The organism is Pseudomonas alcaligenes, assembly GCF_014490745.1.
In the GTDB taxonomy this organism is placed as follows: domain Bacteria; phylum Pseudomonadota; class Gammaproteobacteria; order Pseudomonadales; family Pseudomonadaceae; genus Aquipseudomonas; species Aquipseudomonas alcaligenes_C.
Window position 1 is genome coordinate 1,031,092 of sequence record NZ_LZEU01000001.1, and the last position, 21,330, is coordinate 1,052,421.

Below are 21,330 nucleotides of genomic sequence, written 5' to 3' on the forward strand. Positions count from 1 at the left end.
TCAGGAACACCCCTAGGATCAACCTTGCCACCTGGGTAAGGTCAAGCGGCAGCTTGTCGCAGCCGCGCCGTGGCTAGTAGTTCTGTGGTGCTGGCAGCAGATACAGGCCGGTGGGGCTCATGGCGATGCGGTATTTGGTGACCTCGCCGGCAGTGATCTGCAGGGTCTGGCTGCGCAACTGCTCGAAGTGCGGCTGGCAGTGGCCGCCGCCGAGGACGCCGAGGCGCACCAGCACCTCGCCCGGTGGCAGGTTGAGGGTGACCGACTGGCCCTGGTACAGGCGGGTGGTCAGGTTGCCCTGCAGGTACAGGCCGATGTCGCAGGCGGTGGAGACTTCCAGGCGCTCGCGGGAGATCACCAGGATGCCGTAGTCGATGGGCGTCGGCAGCGTCATCGGCGCCGCCGGTACGGCCATGGGGGTTGGCTGCGGTGGCGCCGGGGCCAGCTCGACCGGGGCTTCACTGGGTGGCGGCTCGCCCAGCGGCGTCTCGTCGGCCAGAACCGACAGGCTGAGCAGGGCAAGCAGGTACAGGAGTGGGCGCATGGCATCACCTGGGCTGGGACTGCCTTGAGCTTGGTTCAGCACAGGGATGACGACAAGTCGCAGGCCTTGACCTTGTCACGGTGGCAAGCTGGAAGCTGCAGTTATCCATCACCCCATGAGGCTATTCCCATGCAGATCCTCAAAGTCTCCGGCATGTCCTGCGGTCACTGCGTACGTGCCATTACCCAGGCCATCCAGGCCGGCGATCCAGCAGCCGAGGTGCAGGTCGACCTGGCGGCCGGCGAAGTGCGGGTGGCCAGTCGGCTGAGCCTGGAGCAACTGCTGGCGGCGATCCGCGAAGAAGGTTATGTGGCCGAGCCGGCCTAGAGTCCGGGATGAATTGAGCCGCGCGGGTTCAGGCCGGCGGCTGCCAGTCACGCAGCAGGCCGCGCAGCAGCGCATCGATCAGCGCAGCGGTGTCGCGCAGCGGGTCGAACAGCGTGGGCGCGCGCGTCCAGTCGGTAAACAGGCCGATGATCTGCGCATGCAGGGCGCGTGACGCCAGGCGCGGCGTCATTCCCGGTTGCAGGCGGGCCAGGCAGGCGGGCTGGGCGAACAGCTTTTCGACCAGCTCGATGAAGTGCTCGATAAAGGCATTGTGGCGCTGCTCGGCCTCGCGCAGTTCATCGGTGAACTCGCAGCGGTGCAGGAGGATGGTGAAGATGCGCCGCTTCTGCTCGTCGCGGGCCAGGTTCTCGATGGCCTCGATGCACAGCTCGCGCAGTGACAGCAGCGGGTCGATGCCATCGCAGCCGGACAGGCGCAGGGTCATCTGCTCCATCGGCAGGCGGATCTGGTTGAGCATCTCGTGAAACAGATGGGCCTTGTTCTCGAAGTGCCAGTACAGCGCGCCGCGGGTCACCCCGGCGGCGCGCGAGATCTGTTCGAGCGTGCTGTGGGCCACGCCCTTTTCCAGGAATAACTGCTCGGCCGCCGCCAGGATGGCGACGCGAGTCTGTTCGGCTTGTTCTTTGGTTCGGCGCATGGCGGGTGGGCGGAATCCGTCTAGGCTCTTGTTCTGGGGAACTCAGTGTAATGATTTTTGTGCCGGCGTCTGGTTTGTCGGTACCGGTGGGCGCCATTGCGCAGCACCTTTTCTGGCTCCTTTTGCCTATCCAAGATGTCATGGAGACAACCAATGCTTTCTCGACCACTACCTTTCGCGCTCAACGTGCTGGCTCTGGGCATGCTGTTCAGTCCGTTTCTGCAGGCCGCCGATCCCGCCCAGCAGATGCCGCCGCCTGAGGTGGTGGTAGAGGCCGCCAAGGTCGAGTCGTTACCGCTGCAGTTCGAGTACCCGGCGCGCACCGCCGGTTTCCGCGAGGTACAGGTACGTGCCCAGGTCAGCGGCATCCTGCAGGAGCGCACTTACCAGGAAGGCAGCCAGGTCAAGCGCGGCGAGGTGCTGTTCCGCATCGACCCGCGTCCTTATCAGGCCGCGCTGGCCCGGGCCAAGGGCACCCTGGCGCAGGAACAGGCGCGCTACCGGCAGACCGACCGCGACCTCAAGCGCATCCGCGAGCTGCAGAAGAAGGGCTTCGCCAGCGAGAGCGAGCTGGACAACGCAGTGTCCAACTTCGAGCAGAGCAAGGCCAATATCGAGGCGGCCAAGGCCGAGGTGCAGGCCAAGCAGATCGACCTCGACTACACCACGGTGGAGGCGCCGATTTCCGGTATCACCAGCAAGGAGACGGTGTCCGAAGGCAGCCTGATGGTGGCCGGCGACCCGAATGCCAGCCTGCTGACCCAGATCACCCAGCTCGATCCCATCTACGTCAACTTCGCCGCCCCGGATCGCGAGGTCTCCAGTGTGCGTCAGGGCCTGCAGGACGGCAGCCTGGTGCGCGAGGGCGGCCAGCGCATGAGTGTGGAAATCAAGTTCAGCGACGGCTCCAGTTACCCGGTCGAGGGCAAGGTCGACTTCACCGACAGCCTGATCGATCGCAGCACCGGTACCGTCAGTGCCCGTGCCGTGGTGCCCAACCCGGATCAGGCGCTGATGCCGGGGCAGTTCGTGCGGGTGGTGGTCAAGGGCATCAACAAGCCTAATGCGATCACCGTGCCGGAGCGTGCACTGTCCCAGGGGCCGAATGGCACCTTCGTCTATGTGGTGGACGAGCAGGGCCTGGCGCGTATCCGTCCGGTCGGCACGGCACATACCGCCGGCGGCCGCTGGGTGGTGGAAAGCGGTATCGAGGCCGGTGACAAGGTGATAGTCGAGGGCCTGCCCAAGGTTCGCCCCAATGCGCCGGTCAAGGTGGTCGAAGCCGCCGCTGCCAAGCAGTAAGGAGCAAGGCCCGTGATCTCCAAGTTCTTTATCGATCGACCGATCTTCGCCGCGGTGATTTCCATCGTCATCATCCTGGCCGGCCTCGCCGCCATGCGTGCGCTGCCCATTGCCCAGTACCCCGAGATCCTGCCGCCGCAGGTGTCGGTGACGGCGGCCTATCCCGGGGCCAGCTCGCAGGTCATCGCGGAAACCGTGGCCGCGCCGCTGGAGCAGGAAATCAACGGCGTCGAGGGCATGATCTACCAGTTGTCCAACTCCGACAGCAACGGCGCCATGAGCCTGACCGTGTACTTCGAGGTCGGTACCGACCCCGATCAGGCCACCATCAACGTCAACAACAAGGTGCAGGCGGCGCTGGCCAAGTTGCCCGAGGAAGTGCGCCGCCAGGGGGTGAAGGTGGAGAAGAAGTCCTCCGACATCCTGCAGGTGGTGACCCTGTTCTCGCCCGATGGCTCGCGTGACCCGATCTTCATCAGCAACTACGCGCTGATCAACGTCATCGACGAGCTCAAGCGCATTCACGGGGTGGGCGACGCCAGCCAGTTCGGCTCCAAGGACTACTCCATGCGCATCTGGCTACGGCCGGACAAGCTGGCGCAGTACGACCTGACGCCCAGCGACGTGGTCAGCGCGATCCAGGAGCAGAACTCGCAGTTCGCCGCCGGTAACTTTGGCAAGGAGCCGCTCGCGTCGCCGCAGGACTTCACCTACACGGTGAGCACCAAGGGCCGCTTCACCACCCCGGCGGAGTTCGAGCAGGTCATCCTGCGTACCGACGCAACCGGTGCCAGCCTGCTGCTCAAGGATGTCGCGCGGATCGAGCTGGGCGCCCAGGACTACTCCCTGGTGACCAGCCTCAACGGCAAGCAGAACGCCGCCTTCGGCATCTACCTGCAGCCCGGCGCCAACGCCCTGGACACTGCCGATGCGGTACAGGCAACCATGGAGCGGCTGGCCAAGCGCTTCCCCGAGGGCATCGCTTACAAGATTCCCTACGACACCACCAAGTTCGTCAAGGTCTCCATCGAGGAGGTGATCCACACCTTCGTCGAGGCCCTGGTGCTGGTGATGCTGGTGGTGTTCATCTTCCTGCAGAACTGGCGCGCCACGCTGATCCCCGTGCTGGCCATTCCGGTGTCGCTGATCGGCACCTTCGCCGGCATGTATATGCTCGGCTTCTCGATCAACCTGCTGACCCTGTTCGGCATGGTGCTGGCCATCGGCATCGTGGTGGACGACGCCATCGTGGTGCTGGAGAACGTCGAACGGGTGATGCGCACCGAGAAGCTCAGCCCGCGCGAGGCGGCGATCAAGGCCATGGAGGAGGTGACCGGGCCGATCGTCGCCATCGTCCTGGTACTGTGCGCCGTGTTCATCCCGGTCGGCTTCCTCGGCGGCCTGGCCGGGCAGATGTACAAGCAGTTCGCGATCACCATCGCGGTGTCGGTGGTGATCTCCGGCATTGTCGCGCTGACCCTGTCGCCGGCGCTCTGTGCACTGATCCTCAAGCCCGAGCACAAGGAGCCGGCGGCGCCGTTCCGCTGGTTCAACAATGCCTTCGAACGCTTTACCAGTGGCTACACCGCCGGCGTGCAGTTCTTCCTCAAGCGCTCGCTGGTCGGCCTGGCGCTGTTCGGCGGGATGATCGCCATCATGGTGCTGCTGTTCGGCCGGGTGCCCGGCTCGCTGGTGCCGGACGAGGATCAGGGCTATGTGATCAATGCCTACTTCCTGCCGCCCGCTGCCTCGCTGGGGCGTACCGAGCAGGTCACCAGCGCGGTGACCGAGGAGCTGATGCAGCACCCGGCGGTGCAGGACGTGGTGACCTTCGCCGGCTTCGACGTGCTGACCTTCGGCACCCGCAGCAACGCCGGGGTGTCCTTCGTGCCGCTGAAGGACTGGAAGGAGCGCACCACGCCCGAGCTGGATGCACGCAACCTGCCGCGGCAGTTCATGGGCATGGGCGCCAAGCAGAAGGACGCCCTGGTGATGACCTTCAACCCGCCGCCGATCAGCGGCATGAGTACCACCGGTGGCTTCGAGGCCTATATCCAGGATCGCAGCGGCGGCTCCATCGAGGAGCTCAGCGCGGTAGTGCAGAAGTTCATCGCCGCCGCGGCCAAGCGTCCGGAGCTGGCGGGGGTCAACAGCACCTTCCACGCCGACGTGCCGCAGTACTTCGTCGACCTCGACCGCACCAAGGCGCGCGCCCTGGGCGTGGCGATCAACGACGTGTTCACCGCCATGCAGGCGACCTTCGGCAGCTACTACGTCAACGACTTCAACCTGTATGGCCGCACCTGGCAGGTCAGCCTGCAGTCGGAGTCGAACTTCCGTCGCAATCCGGAAGACCTCAACCAGGTCTATGTGCGCTCCAGCGGTGGCGACCTGATTCCGCTGACTTCCCTGGTGCGCGTGCAGCGCATCCTCGGCCCGGACTCCTACGCGCGTTTCAACGTCTATCCGGCAGCCAAGCTGCTCGGCGGGCCGGCGCCGGGCTACAGCTCCGGGCAGGCGCTGGAGGCCATGCAGGAAGTGGCCGATGAGGTGCTTGGCGAGCAGTACAACCTGGCCTGGATCGGTTCGGCCTACCAGGAACTGGCGACCCAGGGCTCGGGCAGCACCGCGTTCATCTTCGGCCTGATCCTGGTGTTCCTGATCCTCGCCGCTCAGTACGAGCGCTGGACCCTGCCGATGGCGGTGGTCACCGCCGTGCCCTTCGCGGTGTTCGGTGCGATCGTGGCGATCTGGTTACGCGGCCTGGCCAACGACGTGTACTTCCAGGTCGGCCTGGTGACCCTGATCGGCCTGGCGGCGAAGAACGCCATCCTGATCATCGAGTTCGCCGTACTGTGCCGCGAGGAGCAGAAGATGGGCATCTTCGAGGCGGCGATGGAGGCGGCCAAGCTGCGTTTCCGGCCGATCGTAATGACCTCGCTGGCCTTCATCCTCGGTTGTGTGCCGCTGGCCATCAGCAGTGGCGCCGGTTCGGCCAGCCGTCATTCGATCGGTACCGGGGTGATCGGCGGCATGCTCGCCGCCACCCTGCTGGCGACCTTCCTGATCCCCATGTTCTACCTGCTGGTGGAGTCCCTGGCCGCCAAGCTCGACCGAAAGAAAACTGCAGTCCCGCACGCCGAGTGAGGTAACGTAACGGCAGCGCCCGCCACCCGGCGGGCGTTACCATTTTCACGCCGGAGCCTGCCCGGCTGCAGTACTGGGTACCCGATGAAATTACGCATCCTGCTGATCCTTGGCTGGCTCAGCGCCTTTGGCCCGATGGCCATCGACTTCTATCTGCCGACCTTCCCGAGCCTGGCGACCTTCTTCGCCACCGACGTCGAACACATCCAGCTGTCGCTGGCTTCCTACTTCGCCGGCATCGCCATCGGCCAACTGGCCTACGGGCCGATGGCCGACCGCTTCGGCCGGCGCGTGCCGCTGCTGGTCGGGGTGGTGTTGTTCACCCTGGCCTCGCTGGCCTGTGCTCTGGCGCAGAGCCTGGAATGGCTGATCGTCGCGCGCTTCGTCCAGGCCCTCGGTGGCTGCGCTGGCATGGTCATCTCGCGGGCGGTGGTGCGCGACCTGTGCGACCCGCTGCAGTCGGCCAAGGTGTTTTCCAAGCTGATGCTGGTGATGGGCGTGGCGCCGATCCTGGCGCCGATGGGCGGCGGCATCCTGTTGCAGCTGTTCGGCTGGCAGGCGGTGTTCCATGGCCTGATGCTGTTCAGCGCCCTGTGTCTGCTGGCTGTGCTGCTGTGGTTGCCGGAAACCCTTTCCGCACAGGGGCCGCGGCCACCCTTGAGTGGAGCGCTGAAGCGCTACCTGCAGTTGCTGCGCGACCCGCTGCTGATTGGCTACGGCCTGACCGGCGGCGTGGCCATGGCCGGGATGTTCGCCTACATCGCCGGCTCACCCTTTGTCTTCATCGAGCTGTATGGGGTGTCGCCGCAGCACTACGGCTGGTTGTTCGGGGCCAATGCGGCGGGCTTCATCCTCACTGCCCAGCTCAACGGCTGGCTGCTGCGCCGGCATGGCCCGGCCTACTGGCTGCCGCGTACCGTGTGGGTCTACCTGCTGGCGGCGCTGGTGTTCCTGCTGGTGTGCCTGACCCAGCCACAAAGCCTGTGGCCGCTGCTGCCGCCGCTGTTCATCAGCATTGCCAGCCTGTCCTGCATCCTGCCCAATGCCACGGCCTGTGCCATGGCCGGGCAGGGAGCGCAGGCCGGCAGCGCCTCGGCGCTGATCGGCTCGCTGCAGTTCTGCGTGGCGGCAGGAGCTACGGCGCTGGTCGGTGCCCTGCACGATGGCACGGCACGACCGGTGGCGCTGGTGATCTTCGGCTGCGCGACGCTGACCGTGCTGCTGGCGCTGCTGACTACCCGCAAGGCACGGCAGGGTGCCCTGGAGTTCTAGCCCTCAGACTGCGGCACGCAGACTGGTTTCGGGCAGGCGGTGCGGCGCCTGCAGGCGGCTTTCGAGGGTGGCGACGAAATCGCGGGCTTCGCGTTCCGTATGAAAGCTCACGCTATGTCGATCCAGGCATACCTGCCAGCGCTCGCCTTGCGGCGTATTGATCGGGCGGACGAGAATTTTCATGGCGCGGCCTCCTGGGAAGGAGGTTGCAGTTTAGTCCTCGTCTGTTGCAGCTAGCTGATCTGGATCAACCAACCGACTGATGGTCGCTGCGTAGCCAGTTGACCAGCTGGATGGCGCTCAGCGGCTTGCTGAACAGGTAGCCCTGGCAGTAGTCGCAGCCCAGCTGGCGCATGGCCTGCAGCTGGGCCTGGGTCTCCACGCCCTCGGCCAGCACGCGCAGCTTGAGGTTGCGCGCCAGGCCGACGATGGTGGCGGTGATTTCCAGGTTGGCCTGATCCTCCGGCACGCCCTGCATGAAGCTCTGGTCGATCTTCAGCTTGTCCAGCGGGAAGCGACGCAGATAGGCCAGCGACGAGTAGCCGGTGCCGAAGTCGTCGATGGCCAGCTTCAGCCCCAGGCTCTTGAGGGCCACCAGGGTATCGCGGGCCTGTTCGACGTTATCCATCAGGGCGCCTTCGGTGATCTCCAGTTCCAGGCACTCGGCCGGCAGGCCGCTGTCGTGCAGGGCCTCGCGCACCTGCTGCAGCAGGTCGGCCTGGCGGAACTGGCGGGGCGACAGGTTGACCGCCAGGGTCTGCAGCGGCAGGCCCTGGCGGCGCCAGAACTGCATCTGCCGGCAGGCCTCGCGCAGCACCCAGGTGCCGATCGGCACGATCAGTCCGGTATCTTCGGCCAGGGGGATGAACTGCGCCGGGGAGATCATGCCCTGCTCGCTGTTCCAGCGCAGCAGCGCTTCCACACCGATGGCACGGCCGCTGTGACTGTCCACCAGCGGCTGGTAGTGGAGGGTCAACTCGTTGCGCTTGAGTGCCTGGCGCAACTGGACTTCCAGGGTCAGGCGGGTGTGCGCCTGGTGGGTCAGGCCCTGGGTGTAGAAGCGGAACGTGTTGCGCCCTTCCTGCTTGGCCTGGTGCAAGGCGGCGTCGGCGTTGCGCAGCAGCTCCTCGACGGACAGGCCGTCGTCCGGGTACAGGCTGATGCCGATGCTGGCGCTCAGGTAAGCCTCGCGGCCGTTGTCCAGCGATAACGGGCGCTCCAGCAGTTCGAGCAGGGTGCGGGCGATGTTGGCCGCTTCTTCCGGGCGTTGCAGGTTCTCCAGTACCACGAGGAATTCGTCACTGCTCAGGCGCGCCAGGGTGTCCTCGTTGCGCAGGCGTTGCTGCAGGCGCCGGGCCACGGCGATCAGCAGCTCGTCGCCGACCTTGTGGCCTAGGCCTTCATTGATGGTCTTGAAGTGGTCGAGGTCGAAACACAGCACGGCCACCCGTTCCTGGTGACGCTGGGCATGCTCCAGGGCGTGGCTGAGGCGCTCACTGGCGTACAGGCGGTTGGGCAGGTCGGTGAGCGGATCGAAGTGCACCAGGTGGGCCAGGCGCTCCTGGCTGTCGCGGTACTGGCTGAGGTCGGTGAAGGTCAGCACGTACTGCGGCTGCAGCGGGTCGCAGTCGCGCACCCGGCTGACGGTGAGCCAGAAGGGGAAGGTCGAGCCATCGCGCCGGCGACTGTTCAGCTCGCCCTGCCAATGCCCGTCTGCGCGCACTTTGCGCCACAGCGAGCGGTAGCGCACCCGTTCCAGGCTGTTGCCGGACAGCAGCGGCAGGCGGTGGCCGATGGCCTGCTGCTGGCTCAGTCCGGTGATTTCGCTGAAGGCCGGGTTGCTGGTGAGGATGCGCCGGTTGGCGTCGATGATGACGATGGCCTCCTGGGTGTTGTCGAACACTGTCGAGGCCTGGCGCAGGGCCTGCTCCTGCTGCTTGCGCAGGGCGATGTCCTCGACCACCGAGATGAAGTAATTGGGCTCGCCGTTGGCATGGCGTACCAGGGTGACACTGAGGTTGGCCCAGAACAGACTGCCGTCGCGGCGCCGATAGCGTTTCTCCATGCTGTAGCTGCGAATCTCGCCCTGCAGCAGGCGTTCCACCTGGATCAGGTCGGCGGCCAGATCGTCGGCGTAGGTGAGATCCTGAAAGGTCATGCCGAGCAGTTCGTCCAGGCTGTAGCCATACATCTGGCAGAGCTTCTGGTTGACCCGCAGCCAGCGCCCGTCCGGGGCCAGGTGGGCGATGCCGACGGCGGCCTGCTCGAAGGTGGCGCGAAAGCGCAGCTCGCTTTGCAGGCGTTCGGCGTCGCGCTGCGACTGACGCACGGCGAGCCCGGCCAGGCGGGTGAACTCGGTGACCAGGGCCACGTCATCGGGAGCCGGGCGGGTCGGGTAGCGGTAGTAGATGCCGAAGGTACCGAGCACCTGGTTCTGGTCATTCTTGAACGGCAGCGACCAGCAGGCGCGCAGGCCGCAGTCCAGGGCCAGGTCGCGGTAGTCGAGCCAGTTGGGGTGGCGCTGCAGGTCTTCGGCGATGGTCAGCTCGCCGGTGGCGGCGGCATGCCCGCAGCTGCCCAGCTGGGCCTGCGCCGGTATGCCGTCCACCGCGCGGTTATAGCGCTCAGGCAGGCTGGGGGCGGCCAGCACATGCAGGTTGCCCTTCTCCAGCAGCATGATGGAGATGAGCATCTCCGGGTTGATCTGCTCCAGGCGCCGGGCCATGTCATCGCAGGTACGCGCCAGCGGCTGCTGCGCCAGCAGGCTGTCCAGCACGGCATTGCGCGCCTCCTGCAGAGCTTGGGTCTGGCGTCGCTCGTGGATGTCGCTGAGGCTGCCGCGCAGGCCCTGGCCGCGCTGGGCGCCGCTGGCCAGGCGCAGAGATATCCAGCGGTGCTGGCCGCCGGCCTCGCGCAGGCGGCTGTCGCCCTGCCAGCCGCTGCTTTGCTGGGCGAGGATGCGTGAAACCTGCTCGCCGATGAACGGCTGCTGGCTGTCCTCGATGAACTCCAGCAGCGGGCGCCCCAGGCTTTCCTGGATGCTGTGGCCGGTCAGGGTCTGCCAGGACGGGTTGAGGAAGCTCAGGCGGCCGGCGCTGTCGGTGAGGAAGATCACCTCGTGCAGCTGTTCCACCAGTTCACGGTAGCGCGACTCGCTGGACTCCAGTTCGCGGTGAGCGCGCTTCTGCTGGCCCAGGTCGATGTCCACGCAGTACAGCTCCAGTTGGTTGCGCGCATTACGCAGGATCAGGTGGCTGGAGTAGACGTGCACGTCGCTACCGTCGCGGTGCTGCAGTGTCAGTTCGGCGGCGGGAATCGCCGGGCCGCCGATCATCCAGACATTGATCGCACTGATCACCTCTTCGCGCATGGGCACCGGGATGATCAGCTCTTCCAGGCGCCGGCCCATGGCCTCGGCCACGCTGTAGCCGTACAGCTGGGTGCTGGCCTGGTTCCAGAAGATCACCCGGCGCTCGCGGTCGTAGCCTTGCACGGCGATGCGCGGGGTCTGCTCGAACAACTGGCGGAAGCGCTGCTCGCTCTCGCGCAGGGCCTGTTCATCGCGCTTCTGCGTGCTGATGTTCTGCAGGGTGCCGCGCAGGTTGCCAGGGCCGTTGGGTTCGCCGCGCAGCATCAGCCACAGGGTGGCCTCGCTGGTCGGACGGTTCAGGCGGGCATTCACCAGCAGCGGCGCGGCGTCGTCGAGCGATGCCTGCAGGGCTCGCTGCACGGCGCTGCGGTCAGCGGGGTAGAACCAGCCGAGCAGTTCGTCGAGGCTGCCCTGGGGCACTTGTGCCGGGTGATCCAGCAGGCGCAGGGCCTCAGCGGACCAGTGGAACTGGCCGTCGTAATGCCAGTTGCCCAGGCCGGCTTCGCGCTGGGTCTGCTGCAGCTGCAGGATCTGCTGCTGCAGGTTGCCCTGCAACTGCTGCTGGGTGCGCAGGGTCTGGTGGGTGAGGTAGAGGAACAGCAGACCGCTGGCCAGCACGAAGATCAGCCCCTTGAGGCTTTGCAGCAGCGCATGGCTGCTGGCGTCGAGGGGCAGGCTGAGCAGCAGGCGGTCGCTGAGCAGAATCCAGGCGGCGGCGCAGAGGATATAAATACCGGTCAGGCGCAATGGCCGAGAAAGGCTGGGTCGCATCCTTAACCCCTGGCGGTTGCGGGTAGGGATACCCGTGCCACTGCAGGAGAAACGGGTTCGTTGTCAGTCTAGCCGCTATACCCGGAGCTGCCGGTTGTTCGTCTGGATGCCGGGGAGCCGCCCCGGGCGGGGCGGCGTGGTTTCAGAAACCTTCGAGGACGATCTTGCCGCGGGCCTGGCCGCTTTCCAGCAGACTGTGGGCGCGGCGCAGGTTGGCCGCGTCGATGCGGCCGAAGTGCTCGCCCAGGGTGGTTTTCAGCACGCCGTCGTCGATCAGCTGGCTGACCCGGTTGAGCAGGCGGTGCTGCTCGATCATATCGGCGGTCTGGTACAGCGAGCGGGTGTACATGAACTCCCAGTGCAGCGACAGGCTCTTGCGCTTGAGCTTGACCACGTCCAGCTCGGCCGGGTCGTCGATCAGCGCCAGCTTGCCCTGCGGGGCGAGAGCCTCGACCAATTGATCGAGGTGCTGGTCGGTATGGGTCAGGCTGGCCACATGGCTGACGCTGTTGATACCCAGCGCCTGCAGTTGTGGCAGCAGCGGCTGGCTGTGGTCGATCACGTGGTGGGCGCCGAGGCCCTGCACCCAGTCGCGGGTTTCCGCGCGCGAGGCGGTGCCGATCACCGTCAGGCCGGTGAGCTGGCGGGCCAGCTGCACCAGGATCGAACCGACACCGCCCGCTGCGCCGACGACCAGTAGGCTCTGCTGCTGGTCGCCCTGGCCCTCCCTGATCTGCAGGCGCTCGAACAGCAGCTCCCAGGCGGTGATAGCGGTCAGCGGCAGGGCGGCGGCGCGGGCGAAGTCCAGCGAGCCGGGCATGCGCCCGACCAGGCGCTCGTCGACCACGTGCAGCTCGCTGTTGGCGCCCGGGCGGTCGAGGGCGCCGGCATAGAACACCCGGTCGCCAGCACGGAACTGCTTGACCGCCTCGCCCACCGCCAGCACCACGCCGGCCACATCCCAGCCCAGCACCTTGGCGTCGCCGGCGGCGGGGGAGACGTTGCGGCGGATCTTGGTATCCACCGGGTTGACCGAGATCGCCTTGACCTCCACCAGCAGGTCGTGGGGCCCTGGCTGCGGCGCCGGTAGCTCGATGTCGAGCAGGGCCTCGGCATGTTCGATGGGCAGGGACTGGTAGTAGGCGATGGCTTTCATGCGGCGGACTCCACGGCAGGTCGCAAGGGGGCAAAGTCGAATGTTCCAGCTTAGTTGGCCATTGGCGGCTCGTCGGCTGGAGATGCTGCGCATGTTGATCTGTCGCTGTGGCGAGAAAAAGAGCCTGGGAATAGAGTCTCTTTCAATATTATGTTGAAAGTGATTTGGCCCATGCTGCGTCTCGACGACCTCAACCTGTTCGCCCGTACCGCCGAGCTCGGCAGCCTGTCCGCCGCCGCCCGCGAGCTGGACATCTCGCCGGCGGTGGCCAGCGCCGCGCTCAAGCGCCTGGAACAGCAGCTGCAGGTGCGCCTGATCCTGCGCTCGACCCGCAGCCTGCGCCTGACCCCCGAGGGCGAGCAGTACCTGGCCCATGCGCGCAGCGCCCTGCACAGCCTGGAGAGTGGCCGCCTGGCCCTGGCCAGCGGGCGCGAGAGCATCGGCGGGGTGCTGCAGCTGGCCGCGCCCTCGGACTTCGGGCGCAACGTGCTGCTGCCCTGGCTCGATCAGTTCCAGCAGGAACATCCACAGCTCAGCCTGCGCCTGTTGCTCAGCGACCGGGTGGCCGACCTGTTCCGCCAGCCGGTGGATATCGCCCTGCGCTATGGCGAGCCGGAAGATTCCAGCCTGGTGGCGCTGCCCATCGCCCCCGGCAACCGCCGCGTGCTGTGCGCCGCGCCGGACTACTTCGCCCGCCATGGCGTGCCGCAGCAGCCGGCGGCGCTGCGCCGGCACAACTGCCTGCTGTACATGCTCGGTGGCCGCGTGCACGAGCGCTGGAGCTTCTCTGGCGAGGCGCTGACGGTAAGCGGCAACCGGGTCAGCGACGATGCCGATGTGGTGCGGCGCTGGGCCGTGGCGGGGCAGGGCGTGGTGTACAAGTCGTGGCTGGATGTGGCGGCCGACGTGCAGGCTGGGCGCCTGCAGGTGGCCCTGGGCGACTACCTGGGCGAGCCGACGCCGCTCAACCTGATCTGCGCCCATCGCGACCAGTTGAGCCGGCCGGTGCGCCTGCTGCACGAGTTTCTCCAGCAGCGCTGCGCCGAGCTGCTGGCGCAGGTGCCCTGGGCATAAACAAGTAGGGCGGGTGCAACCCGCGTCGCGTATCGCGCGGGTTGCAGCCGCCCTACACAGGCGAGGCGAGAGCTGTTCTAGCCGCGCTTCGGCGGTGTCAGCCCGCAGCCTCTGAGGATGATGCGTTCCAAGTTGTCGGCGGCTTCATCGAAGTCGGCGCGCTTGAGGCTGCTCTTGCCGGTCAGGCGGCAGATCTGGCTGGCGAAGTCGGCGTAGTGCTGGGTGCTGCCCCACAGCAGGAAGATCAGGTGCACCGGGTCGATCGGCTCCATCTTGCCGGCGTCGATCCAGGCCTGGAACACCGCGGCGCGGCCGCGGAACCAGTCGCGGTAGTCCTGGGTGAAGTGGCTGGTCAGGCACTCGCCGCCGCTGATCACTTCCATGGCGAAGATGCGCGAGGCCAGCGGCTGGGTGCGCGAGAACTCGACCTTGGAGCGGATATAGCGGCTCAGCGCCTCGGCCGGGTCGTCGTTCACGTTCAGCGAGCTGAAGGTGTCGTCCCACTGGTCGAGGATGTTGTTCAGTACCGCAACGTACAGCCCCTGCTTGTTGTTGAAGTAGTAGTGCAGGTTGGCCTTGGGCAGCCCCACCGCCTGGGCGATGCTGTTCATGCTGGTGCCCTTGTAGCCGTGGCGGGCGAATTCGATTTCGGCGGCGGCGATGATCGCCTTCTCATTTTTCTGACGGATGCGCCCGGCGGGTTTGCCGACGCTGGAAACGGGGGGAGTTGCTGCGGGCATCGAAGGTTTCCGTACTGAATAAACGGTGTTCACGCGCACAGATACCCCACTGCGGGTCATGAAACAACCCTTAGGCGTCAAAAACGTGTTTCGTTCGGAAGAAGAGGGCATCTTGGCTATGAAAATGGCCGATTAAGCGTCAGAAAAACGTCTTTTCCGTCGAATCTGTACTGCTCAAGAAATCACCGTTTTCATCTGCAGGCCTTGTGGTACGGGAGTTCCAGCTTGTTGTTGAAACTGTTACAGGGTCAGTTGCCGGTAGCCGCCAGCGCTTCGAGGAAACTCTCCAGCACCAGCTGCGCCCGCCGCCCCTTGCGCGTCACCGAGGCCAGGGTCAGGTCGTAGAAGCGGCTGGCTGGCTTGAGCACCCGCAGGCGGCCCTGCTGCACCCACTGCTGGGCGTAGTGGTCGGGCAGGTAGCCGATGTAGCGCCCGGTGAGAATCAGGAAGGCCATGCCCTCGCGATCCGAGGCGCTGGCCGTGCAGTTGAGCACCTGGTACTGGGCCTGGATCTCCGGCGGCAGGCGGAAGGTCGGGGCAATCGCCTCCTGGGCATTCAGGCGGGTGTCGGACAGCTGCGCGTCGTCCACGTAGAACAGCGGGTGGCCCACCGCGCAATACAGCTGCGAGCGCTCGCCATACAGCGGCTGGTACTCCAGGCCGGACAGCGGATGGCCCTGGGGCACCACGCCGACATGCAGGCTGCCGTCGAGTACGCCCTGTTCCACCTCCGAGGGCGGGGTCATGCGGATCTGGATGCGCACATCCGGGCCGCGCTCCTTGAGCCGTGCTAGCGCATGAGTAATGCGCATATGCGGCACGGTCACCAGGTTGTCGGTAAGGCCGATATGCAGCTCGCCGCGCAGCTGGCGGTGCAGGCCGTTGACCCCGTTGCGGAAGCTCTCCAGCGCGCCGAACAGCTGCAGCGCCGACTGGTACACCTCGCGACCTTCTTCGGTCAGGGCGAAGCCGGCGCGGCCGCGCTGGCACAGGCGCAGGCCCAGGCGCTGCTCCAGGTCGCTCATCTGCTGGCTGATCGCCGAGCGGCCGATGCCCAGCACGCTTTCCGCGGCGGAGAAGCCACCGCACTCGACCACGCTGCGGAACAGGCGCAGCAGGCGGATTTCAAAGTCGCTGACCTGGGCCAGGGGATCGGAGCGGCGCGTACTCATTGTTTAGTATTCGCTTAACTAAGGATAAGAAGAGTTGTGTTTTAGTGACTTTATGCCCGTGGCACCTTTCGCTGCAACAACAAACAGGTCCCGCTTCGGGAGAGACTCGATGAACATGCCGCAGACCACCACCCCGTCCCTGGCCAGCCAGCTCAAGCTGGATGCGCACTGGATGCCGTTCTCCGCCAACCGCAGCTTCAAGCGCGACCCGCGCCTGATCGTCGGCGCCGAAGGCAACTACTTCATCGACGACAAGGGCCGTCGCGTGTTCGACAGCCTGTCCGGCCTGTGGACCTGTGGCGCCGGGCACAACCGCAAGGAAATCCAGGACGCCGTGGCCAAGCAGCTGGGCACCCTGGATTACGCCCCGGGCTTCCAGTACGGCCACCCGCTGTCCTACCTGCTGGCCGAGAAGATCGCCGAGCTGACCCCGGCCGGCCTCGACCACGTGTTCTACACCGGCTCCGGCTCCGAATGCGCCGACACCTCGGTGAAGATGGCCAAGGCCTACTGGCGCCTGAAGGGCCAGCCGAGCAAGACCAAGTTCATCGGCCGCGCCCGTGGCTACCATGGCGTCAACATCGCCGGCACCTCGCTGGGCGGCATCGGCGGCAACCGCAAGATGTTCGGCCAGATGATGGACGCCGACCACCTGCCGCACACCCTGCAGCCGCACCTGGCCTACACCAAGGGCATGGCCGAGACCGGCGGCGTGGAGCTGGCCAACGAGCTGCTGAAGCTGATCGAACTGCATGACGCCTCCAACATCGCCGCCGTGATCGTCGAGCCGATGTCCGGTTCCGCTGGCGTGATCGTGCCGCCGCAGGGCTACCTGCAGCGCCTGCGCGAGATCTGCACCCAGCACAACATCCTGCTGATCTTCGACGAAGTGATCACCGCCTTCGGCCGCATGGGCAAGTGGACGGGGGCCGAATACTTCGGCGTCACCCCGGACATCATGAACACCGCCAAACAGGTCACCAACGGTGCCATCCCGCTGGGCGCGGTGATCGCCTCCAGCGAGATCTACAACACCTTCATGCAGCAGGCGATTCCGGAGCACATGGTCGAGTTCGGCCACGGCTACACCTACTCCGGCCACCCGGTTGCCTGTGCCGCCGGCCTGGCCACCCTGGAGCTGCTGCAGCGCGACAACCTGATCGAGCAGTCCGCCGCCCTGGCGCCGGTGTTCGAAGAGAAGCTGCACAGCCTCAAAGGTAGCAAGCACATCATCGACATCCGCAACTGCGGCCTGGCCGGTGCCCTGCAGCTGGCCCCGCGTGACGGCGACGGCGTGATCCGCCCATACGAGGCTGGCATCAAGCTGTGGCAAGCCGGTTTCTACGTACGCTTCGGCGGCGACACCCTGCAGTTCGGGCCGACCTTCAACACCAAGCCCGAGCAGCTGGACACCCTGTTCAACGCCGTCGGCGAAATCCTCGCCAAGGTCGACTGATGAGCCAGCGGCCGCAGGCAGTGCCCACCGTGCAGGTGGACAACGAGCGGGTGATCGTCACCGAGTGGCGCTTCGCCCCCGGCGCGGAAACCGGTCGCCACTGCCACGGCTACGACTACGTGGTGGTGCCGATGACCAACGGCACCCTGCTGCTGGAAACCCCCGAGGGCGACAAGCATGCGCCCCTGGTGGCCGGCCAGGCGTACTTCCGCAAGGCCGGGGTCGAGCACAACGTGATCAACGCCAGCGACCACGAAGTGGTCTTTGTCGAAACCGAAATCAAATGATTCGCGGCGGCTGCCAGTGAGGCAGTCGCCCTCCAGAACACCAACGAGGGAACACCCATGAGTACCGTCGCCCACTTCATCAATGGCGAAATCGTGCTGCGCAGCGGCCGCACCGCCCAGGTCTTCAACCCGTCCATCGGCGAGCCGGTGCGTCAGGTCGAACTGGCCGACCGCGCCACCATCCAGGCCGCCATCGACGCCGCCAAGGCTGCCTTCCCGGCCTGGCGCAACACCCCGCCGGCCAAGCGCGCCCAGGTCATGTTCCGCTTCAAGGTTCTGCTTGAGGCCAACAAGGACAAGATCGCTGCGATGATCAGCGAAGAGCACGGCAAGACCCTGGAAGACGCCGTCGGCGAACTGCAGCGCGGCATCGAGAACGTCGAGTACGCCTGTGGCGCCCCCGAGCTGCTGAAAGGCGAATACAACCGCAACGCCGGCCCGAACATCGACAGCTGGTCCGACCACCAGCCGCTGGGCGTGGTTGCCGGTATCACCCCGTTCAACTTCCCGGCCATGGTGCCGCTGTGGATGTACCCGCTGGCCATCGTCTGCGGCAACTGCTTCATCCTCAAGCCGTCCGAGCGCGACCCGAGCTCCACCCTGTTCATCGCCCAGCTGCTGCACGAAGCCGGCCTGCCCAAGGGCGTGATCGGCGTGATCAACGGCGACAAGGAAGCGGTGGACGCGCTGATCGAAGCGCCGGAAGTCAAAGCCATCAGCTTCGTCGGCTCGACCCCGATCGCCGAATACATCTACACCGAGGCCAACCGTCGCGGTAAGCGCGTGCAGGCCCTGGGCGGCGCCAAGAACCACGCCGTGGTACTGCCGGACGCCGACATCGACAACACCGTCAACGCCCTGATGGGCGCCGCCTACGGCTCCTGCGGCGAGCGCTGCATGGCCATCTCCGTGGTGGTTGCCGTGGGTGACCAGGTTGCCGACACCCTGATCGCCAAGCTGACCCCGAAAATCCAGGCGCTGAAAATCGGTGCCGGCACCTCCTGCGGCCTCGACATGGGCCCGCTGGTTACCGGCGCGGCGCGTGACAAGGTCAAGGGCTACATCGACGCCGGCGTGGCCCAGGGCGCGACCCTGGTGGTCGACGGCCGCGGCCTGTCGGTACCGGGCAACGAAGCTGGCTTCTTCGTCGGCGGCACCCTGTTCGACAACGTCACCCGTGACATGAGCATCTACCAGGAAGAGATCTTCGGCCCGGTACTCTGCGTGGTACGCGTCGGCAGCCTGGAAGACGCCATGCAGCTGATCAACGACCACGAATACGGCAACGGCACCTGCATCTTCACCCGCGATGGTGAAGCGGCGCGCCTGTTCTGCGACGAGATCGAAGTCGGCATGGTCGGCGTCAACGTACCGCTGCCGGTACCGGTGGCCTACCACAGCTTCGGCGGCTGGAAGCGCTCGCTGTTCGGCGACCTGCACGCCTACGGCCCGGACGGTGTGCGCTTCTACACCAAGCGCAAGACCATCACCCAGCGCTGGCCGCAGCGCGCCAGCCACGAGGCGGCGCAGTTCGCCTTCCCGAGCAACGGCTGATGTAACCGAAGGGCTGGTCGCAAGACCGGCCCTTTTTTCGATTGGTTTTTCGCAACACAACCTGCCGCGCGGGCGCGGCATTGGTGCAGTGACCCTCACGGGAAACGGCACCCCTTGGGTGAGCGGACTCACGGCCACGTGACCTGCAAGCCCGCTCTCCCAAGGGCAGCCCACTTCCATCACAAGAAGAGGACACCCTTGCAATGAGCAAACCCATGATTGGCCTTCCCCTGTGCCGCTGGCAGCTGACCGACCGCGATATCGGCTGGTTCCATCTGGTGGGCGAGAAGTACATCCAGTCCGTCACCGGCTTCGGCGCCTTCCCGCTGATGATCCCGGCCTTCGGCGATGACCTGGACATGGAAACCGTGCTCGACAGCGTCTCCGGCATCATGTTCGGCGGCTCGCTGTCCAACGTGCACCCCAGCTGCTACGGCGACGACCACCCCGGCCTGGGCCTGGCCGACAAACCCCGCGACGCCACCGTGCTGCGCCTGATGCGCGCCTGCATCGACCGCGGCATTCCCTTCCTCGGCATCTGCCGTGGCGTGCAGGAACTCAACGTGCTGTACGGCGGCACCCTGCACCGCGAAGTGCACAACGTGCCGGGTCGCCTCGACCACCGCGAAGTGAAGGATGTGCCGGACAACGTGGCCTACGGCCCGATCCACAAGGTCGCCCTGACCGAAGGTGGCGTGCTGCACCAACTGCTCGGCGAGCGCGAGATCAGCGTTAACTCGCTGCATGGGCAGGGCATCGATCGCCTCGGTGAGGGGCTACAGGTCGAGGCCGTGTGTGAGGATGGGCAGATCGAGGCGGTCAGTGTGATCGGCGCCAAGGCGTTTGCCGTTGGCGTGCAGTGGCACCCGGAGTATCGCTATTGGGAGAAGGCCGATTACAACGCACTGATTGGGGCGTTTCATGAGGCGGCGCGGGAGTATCAGGCGAAGAAGTCTGAGCGGAAGAGGGCGGCGGTAGTGGTCTGAGTGGGGACGTTGCACTGAGTGGTTGATTGAAAAGAAAAGGCCAGTCGAGAGACTGGCCTTTTTATTTGCTAAACGATAGACAGTGTTGTGCTCAAGCCATCCTGCTGACTTTCAGTGATAGCTGTGGCGATGCATTAGCGGGTGTCGAATAAGCAGTTGGTTAAGCAACCTCTTTGGCTGCTTGGTTATTTGCGTAATTCATTCCGCTAAGGTCTAACAGCGCACAGTAGTAGTGATAGTCCAGCGCACCTTCGAGTAGTGGGGCGCGCTCATGCAGGCGCGTTCTAGTGGGCGATTATCGCTCATGTAAGTCGAGACCTTTTAAAGCTTTGAATGTGAGGAAAAAAGCTTTTGCCTGAAGCGGGCTAGGTCATGTGTCGATAGCTTTATATGCTGCATGCAGAGTCTGCGCGGTAGGGAGGCCCCAAGATAAAAGGCTTGGGGCTGAGCTCGTCTTTTCGTTGGCTGGCGGCAAGTGGCCTTTGGCTTAAGCCCGCCTGCACGACAAAATCCGTAGTTGGCCTGATTTAAATAAAACTTTCCTAATGCACTTGGCTTTGCTCTTTTGGCTAAAGCTGAGTGCAGTGGGTGACTATCTGTATTAAAAGAATAAAAAGGTATTTTAATGCGTAGGCCGTTGATTGCTCTCTCGCTTTGTCGCTGGCAGTTGAAAGATCGCGACGAGGGCTGGTATCACCTTGTGGGCGAGAAGTACGTTCGGGTTATTACCAACTATGGGGCATTCCCCTTCACTGTCCCGGCGTTAGCCAGTGATCTGGATATTGATACGGTGCTGGAAAATGTATCGGGCTTGATCTTCGGCGGTTCGATTTCGAATATCCATCCAAGTTTCTACGGCGATGACAGCGAAGGCGTGGGCCTGGAGGACCGCGACCGCGATGCCACGGTTTTTCCGTTGATGGCTGCAGCTATTGAGCGTGGCATTCCGGTATTGGGGATTTGTCGCGGTATTCAGGAAATGAACGTGCTGTTCGGCGGCACCCTACACCGCCATGTGCATGAAGTTGAAGGGCGCCTGGATCATCGTGAAATCGATGCCGAAGACGAGGTCTGCTATGCCCCGATTCATGACGTCACGCTGACTGAGGGTGGCGTGCTGCATGCACTGCATGGCGTTACCCAGTTGCGGGTCAACTCCTTGCACGGCCAGGGTATTGCGCGTCTGGGGGAGGGCTTGCAGGTAGAGGCTGTGGCCGAAGACGGCCAGATCGAAGCGATCAGCGTCAAGGGCGCCAAGTCGTTCGCGCTAGCCGTGCAATGGCACCCGGAGTATCACTCGAGAGAAAACCCGGACTACGACTTGTTCATTACCGCCTTCCACGATGCGGTTAAGGACTATCAACTCAGTCGTTCTAACTCGATGGCTTGCGCATAAGCCATTGGCTACGCGGGAAACAGTAGTAGGGCGGGTGCAACCCGCGTAACCGGCGGCGCGGGTTGCACCCACCCGACGGCGAGGCATACCGACAACGCCGAGCGGCCTGAAGCGCAAA

Annotated in this window: 17 protein-coding genes; 10 read left to right on the top strand and 7 right to left on the bottom strand. The window is 65.1% G+C overall.

The genetic code is table 11. The features are described from left to right. Positions 1–73: 73 nt before the first annotated feature. Positions 74–544 (bottom strand): hypothetical protein, encoded by a 471-nt coding sequence (locus A9179_RS04580; protein WP_262410525.1) that lies wholly within the window; start codon positions 542–544, stop codon positions 74–76. Positions 545–673: 129 nt separating this feature from the next. Here A9179_RS04580 and A9179_RS04585 point away from each other — a divergent pair, with 129 nt between their 5' ends. Continuing rightward, entirely contained in the window at positions 674–871 is a 198-nt protein-coding gene (locus tag A9179_RS04585) for a heavy-metal-associated domain-containing protein (RefSeq protein WP_187804669.1), read from the top strand. A gap of 28 nt (positions 872–899) precedes the next feature. On the opposite strand, the gene A9179_RS04590 is transcribed toward A9179_RS04585, so the two are convergent. Then, positions 900–1,529, bottom strand: coding sequence for a TetR family transcriptional regulator (locus A9179_RS04590; protein ID WP_187804670.1), 630 nt, complete (start codon positions 1,527–1,529; stop codon positions 900–902). A 153-nt stretch (positions 1,530–1,682) separates the two neighbouring features. Between A9179_RS04590 and A9179_RS04595 the strand changes: the two genes are divergently transcribed. The 3 genes from A9179_RS04595 (at position 1,683) to A9179_RS04605 (ending at position 7,250) form a co-directional block, all read left to right on the top strand. After that, on the top strand, positions 1,683–2,831 hold the full coding sequence (locus A9179_RS04595; RefSeq protein WP_394354701.1) for an efflux RND transporter periplasmic adaptor subunit: 1,149 nt from the start codon (positions 1,683–1,685) through the stop codon (positions 2,829–2,831). A 12-nt stretch (positions 2,832–2,843) separates the two neighbouring features. Further along, a complete protein-coding gene (locus A9179_RS04600) occupies positions 2,844–5,978 on the top strand; it encodes an efflux RND transporter permease subunit (protein WP_316851815.1) in 3,135 nt (1,044 codons plus the stop codon). Positions 5,979–6,062: 84 nt separating this feature from the next. Next, positions 6,063–7,250: a multidrug effflux MFS transporter gene (locus A9179_RS04605; protein WP_187804671.1), complete on the top strand. Its 1,188-nt coding sequence runs from the start codon at positions 6,063–6,065 to the stop codon at positions 7,248–7,250. 3 nt (positions 7,251–7,253) lie between these two features. Here the strand turns inward: A9179_RS04605 and A9179_RS04610 are convergent, their stop codons facing one another. From A9179_RS04610 to A9179_RS04620, 3 genes are all read right to left on the bottom strand, one after another. Next, positions 7,254–7,433 carry a hypothetical protein gene (locus tag A9179_RS04610; protein ID WP_187804672.1) on the bottom strand — a complete coding sequence of 60 codons (180 nt, stop codon included), beginning with the start codon at positions 7,431–7,433 and terminating at the stop codon, positions 7,254–7,256. A gap of 64 nt (positions 7,434–7,497) precedes the next feature. Then, positions 7,498–11,391, bottom strand: a complete 3,894-nt coding sequence (locus A9179_RS04615; protein ID WP_187804673.1) for a bifunctional diguanylate cyclase/phosphodiesterase — start codon at positions 11,389–11,391, stop codon at positions 7,498–7,500. 142 nt (positions 11,392–11,533) lie between these two features. After that, positions 11,534–12,547 carry a zinc-binding alcohol dehydrogenase family protein gene (locus tag A9179_RS04620; RefSeq protein WP_187804674.1) on the bottom strand — a complete coding sequence of 338 codons (1,014 nt, stop codon included), beginning with the start codon at positions 12,545–12,547 and terminating at the stop codon, positions 11,534–11,536. Between the two features lie 171 nt (positions 12,548–12,718). Between A9179_RS04620 and A9179_RS04625 the strand changes: the two genes are divergently transcribed. Beyond that, entirely contained in the window at positions 12,719–13,621 is a 903-nt protein-coding gene (locus A9179_RS04625; RefSeq protein ID WP_187804675.1) for a LysR family transcriptional regulator, read from the top strand. Positions 13,622–13,698: 77 nt separating this feature from the next. Here A9179_RS04625 and A9179_RS04630 read toward each other — a convergent pair whose 3' ends face one another. Continuing rightward, positions 13,699–14,361, bottom strand: coding sequence for a TetR/AcrR family transcriptional regulator (locus A9179_RS04630; protein WP_262410526.1), 663 nt, complete (start codon positions 14,359–14,361; stop codon positions 13,699–13,701). Between the two features lie 248 nt (positions 14,362–14,609). After that, positions 14,610–15,533: a LysR family transcriptional regulator gene (locus A9179_RS04635; protein ID WP_187804677.1), complete on the bottom strand. Its 924-nt coding sequence runs from the start codon at positions 15,531–15,533 to the stop codon at positions 14,610–14,612. 109 nt (positions 15,534–15,642) lie between these two features. Between A9179_RS04635 and aptA the strand changes: the two genes are divergently transcribed. From aptA to A9179_RS04660, 5 genes are all read left to right on the top strand, one after another. Beyond that, positions 15,643–16,989, top strand: coding sequence for an omega-aminotransferase AptA (aptA, locus tag A9179_RS04640; RefSeq protein ID WP_187804678.1), 1,347 nt, complete (start codon positions 15,643–15,645; stop codon positions 16,987–16,989). Continuing rightward, on the top strand, positions 16,989–17,276 hold the full coding sequence (locus A9179_RS04645) for a cupin domain-containing protein (RefSeq protein ID WP_187804679.1): 288 nt from the start codon (positions 16,989–16,991) through the stop codon (positions 17,274–17,276). The genes aptA and A9179_RS04645 overlap by 1 nt, the downstream gene beginning before the upstream one ends. 57 nt (positions 17,277–17,333) lie before the next feature. After that, on the top strand, positions 17,334–18,830 hold the full coding sequence (locus A9179_RS04650) for a CoA-acylating methylmalonate-semialdehyde dehydrogenase (protein WP_187804680.1): 1,497 nt from the start codon (positions 17,334–17,336) through the stop codon (positions 18,828–18,830). Positions 18,831–19,045: 215 nt separating this feature from the next. Next, positions 19,046–19,816 (top strand): gamma-glutamyl-gamma-aminobutyrate hydrolase family protein, encoded by a 771-nt coding sequence (locus A9179_RS04655; RefSeq protein ID WP_187804681.1) that lies wholly within the window; start codon positions 19,046–19,048, stop codon positions 19,814–19,816. A 625-nt stretch (positions 19,817–20,441) separates the two neighbouring features. Next, positions 20,442–21,212: a gamma-glutamyl-gamma-aminobutyrate hydrolase family protein gene (locus tag A9179_RS04660; protein ID WP_187804682.1), complete on the top strand. Its 771-nt coding sequence runs from the start codon at positions 20,442–20,444 to the stop codon at positions 21,210–21,212. The last annotated feature ends 118 nt before the right edge of the window (positions 21,213–21,330 follow it).